The sequence below is a fragment of the Streptomyces sp. RP5T genome (assembly GCF_003933965.1).
GTDB lineage: Bacteria > Actinomycetota > Actinomycetes > Streptomycetales > Streptomycetaceae > Streptomyces.
The window spans coordinates 1-3,107 of the sequence record NZ_RSAJ01000803.1 but is presented as its reverse complement, the minus strand read 5'-3'; the positions used below and the strand labels follow the sequence as shown (position 1 = coordinate 3,107).

Here is a 3,107-nt window from a genome sequence, read left to right as displayed (position 1 = left end):
GCCTCCGGCTGCGACCGGCGCTGCTCCTTCTGCGCCATCCCGTCCTTCCGCGGCTCCTTCATCTCCCGCCGCCCCTCGGACGTCCTCAACGAGACGCGCTGGCTGGCCGAGCAGGGGGTCAAGGAGATCATGCTGGTCTCCGAGAACAACACGTCGTACGGCAAGGATCTCGGCGACATCCGTCTGCTGGAGTCCCTGCTGCCCGAGCTCGCGGAGGTGGACGGTCTCGAGCGCGTCCGCGTCAGCTACCTCCAGCCCGCCGAGATGCGGCCCGGTCTGATCGACGTGCTCACCTCCACGCCCAAGGTCGTGCCCTACTTCGACCTGTCCTTCCAGCACTCCGCCCCCGGCGTGCTGCGCGCGATGCGCCGCTTCGGCGACACCGACCGCTTCCTGGAGCTCCTCGACACCATCCGCGGCAAGGCCCCCGAGGCCGGCGTGCGCTCCAACTTCATCGTCGGCTTCCCCGGCGAGACCGAGGCCGACCTGGCCGAGCTGGAGCGGTTCCTGAACGGCGCGCGTCTGGACGCCATCGGCGTCTTCGGGTACTCCGACGAGGAGGGCACCGAAGCGGCGACGTACGAGAACAAGCTGGACGAGGACGTCGTCGCCGAGCGGCTTGCAGGTGTCTCCCGGCTCGCCGAGGAACTCGTCTCGCAGCGCGCCGAGGAGCGCGTCGGCGAGACCGTGCACGTCCTGGTCGAGTCCGTCGACGAGGAGGGTGTGCACGGCCGCGGCGCGCACCAGGCGCCGGAGACCGACGGCCAGGTGCTGCTCACGAGCGGCGAAGGTCTCAGTGTCGGTCGTATGGTCGAGGCGAAGGTGGTCGGTACGGAAGGTGTCGACCTGGTGGCCGAGCCGCTCGACGGCTCGCTCGCGTGTAGTGAGGAGGCGGGCAGATGACCGGAGTTCCGGCGTCCGCCGCGGGTGGCCCCTCCGCCGCGAAGGGCGGACCGGCGGGCGCGGTCTCGGGTGCCGCGCCCGGACCGGCGCCGAGCGCCCCCTCGGACGTGGTCTCCGGTACGGCCGCTGTCGTCCCCGGAGTGGGAGTCGTGGCCGGTGCGGCCGCGGAGGCAGACTCCGACGCGAAGCCCGCCCGCGGCAAGAAGATCGCGGCCGCGGCCGTCAACCAGGCCAGCGTCTGGAACATCGCCAACCTGCTGACCATGCTCCGGCTGCTCCTCGTGCCCGGCTTCGTCGCCCTGATGCTGGCCGACGGCGGGTACGACCCCGCATGGCGCTCGTTCGCCTGGGCGGCCTTCGCGATCGCCATGATCACCGACCTGTTCGACGGCCATCTGGCGCGCACCTACAACCTCGTCACGGACTTCGGGAAGATCGCCGACCCCATCGCCGACAAGGCGATCATGGGGGCGGCGCTGATCTGTCTCTCCGGGCTCGGTGATCTGCCCTGGTGGGTGACGATCGTCATCCTCGGCAGGGAACTCGGGATCACCCTCCTGCGTTTCCTCGTCATCCGGTACGGCGTGATCCCGGCGAGCCGGGGCGGCAAGCTCAAGACCCTCAGCCAGGGCATCGCCGTGGGGATGTACATCCTCGCGCTGACGGGGTGGCTGGCGACCGCGAGGTTCTGGGTGATGGCCGTGGCGGTCGTGCTGACGGTGGTGACCGGGCTGGACTATGTGAGACAGGCCATTGTGCTGCGCAGGCAGGGAATCGCCGAGCGCGAAGCGGCGTTGGAGGAGACGGAAGCGTGAATTCCCCGGCCGCCCAAGTGGTGCGACTACTCACCGTGAAGGGCCAGACGCTCGCGGTCGCCGAGTCGCTCACCGGCGGACTGGTTGCGGCGGAAATCACAGCGGCGCCCGGAGCGTCCCAGGCGTTCCGCGGTTCGGTGACGGCCTACGCCACCGAGCTGAAGCATGAGCTGCTGGGTGTCGACGCCACCCTGCTGGACCAGCGAGGTGCGGTGGATCCGCAGGTCGCGACCCAGATGGCGGCCGGAGTGCGCAAAGCGCTCGGCGCCGACTGGGGCATCGCGACCACCGGCGTCGCGGGCCCCGAACCGCAGGACGGCAAGCCCGTCGGGACGGTGTACGTGGCCGTCGACGGACCCGGCGCCGGCGCTTCCGGGGCAGAGAGTGGCGGGAAAGTGACCGCGCTGCGGTTGAACGGCGACCGCGCGGAAATTCGTATGGAGAGTGTACGGAGCGTACTCGCGCTCCTCCTGGAGGAGCTCGCGAGCGAACAGACCGGAAATGAGCGGGCACAGGATACGGAACGGAACGGGGGGTTTTGATGTTTGCAGCCCTGAGTGAACACGACATCGCTCCCCGCACGGCCGCGGCGCAAGGCGGTACGGTGGGGCGTGAAGGATGCGGCTACGCGGTCCGAGGAGGGAGCCACCGATGATTCTGCTCCGTCGCCTGCTGGGTGACGTGCTGCGTCGGCAGCGCCAGCGCCAGGGCCGTACTCTGCGCGAAGTCTCCTCGTCCGCCCGAGTCTCACTCGGCTATCTCTCCGAGGTGGAGCGGGGGCAGAAGGAGGCTTCCTCCGAACTGCTCTCCGCGATCTGCGACGCGTTGGACGTACGGATGTCCGAGCTCATGCGAGAAGTGAGCGACGAGCTCGCCCTCGCCGAGCTGGCCCAGTCTGCTGCGGCCACCCCCAGCGAGCCCGTACCGGCGCCCGTGCGCCCGATGCTGGGTTCCGTGTCGGTGAAGGGTGTGCCACCGGAACGAGTGACCATCAAGGCGCCGAGCGAAGCGGTGGACGTCGTAGCGGCGTGACGCTCGCGCTCGGTCTGCCTTCGACGGCTCGTCGAGAGGAAGTCCGCGAGGCCCCGGACGGGTTTCTCCAGCTGGTCTGGAGAGGCGCCGGTCGGGGTTTTCGTGCATCTTGGAGCGACGGCCGCGTCGATGCGTCCGTGTGCCCTCGGTGCGCCCTCCCCGCAGGTGGGGCCGCCGTCTAGCGTCCGGGCTGGAGGTGGCTGCATGGCGGGGCCGACAGTACGCCGGGGCATGGCTCTCGGGTTCGGGGCGCTGTGGTGGTGGGCCGCTGTGCGGCTGGTACTGGCGCCGGACGCCGGGGCGCTCGAAGGGGCGGTCGCGGCGGGCGGATGGGGGCTGAGTCTGCTGCCGGTGCAC

General features: G+C 70.2%; 4 protein-coding genes. All 4 read left to right on the top strand.

Going from position 1 to position 3,107, the window contains the following annotated elements; all coding sequences use genetic code 11:
- Nucleotides 1–903: MiaB/RimO family radical SAM methylthiotransferase (locus EHS43_RS41255; protein ID WP_125195638.1), on the top strand; the 903-nt coding region annotated here is incomplete at its 5' end.
- Nucleotides 900–1,718, top strand: coding sequence for a CDP-diacylglycerol--glycerol-3-phosphate 3-phosphatidyltransferase (gene pgsA, locus EHS43_RS41250; protein ID WP_125195637.1), 819 nt, complete (start codon nucleotides 900–902; stop codon nucleotides 1,716–1,718). The genes EHS43_RS41255 and pgsA, both read left to right, overlap by 4 nt.
- Entirely contained in the window at nucleotides 1,715–2,260 is a 546-nt protein-coding gene (locus EHS43_RS41245) for a CinA family protein (RefSeq protein WP_125195636.1), read from the top strand. The genes pgsA and EHS43_RS41245 overlap by 4 nt, the downstream gene beginning before the upstream one ends.
- Nucleotides 2,261–2,369: 109 nt before the next feature.
- Entirely contained in the window at nucleotides 2,370–2,750 is a 381-nt protein-coding gene (locus tag EHS43_RS41240; RefSeq protein ID WP_007385114.1) for a helix-turn-helix domain-containing protein, read from the top strand.
- The last annotated feature ends 357 nt before the right edge of the window (nucleotides 2,751–3,107 follow it).

Bases quoted from the DNA above. Each gene is read 5' to 3' on its own strand.
- pgsA (WP_125195637.1), top strand. From the start codon at position 900: ATGACCGGAGTTCCGGCGTCCGCCGCGGGTGGCCCCTCCGCCGCGAAG.
- EHS43_RS41240 (WP_007385114.1), top strand. From the start codon at position 2,370: ATGATTCTGCTCCGTCGCCTGCTGGGTGACGTGCTGCGTCGGCAGCGC.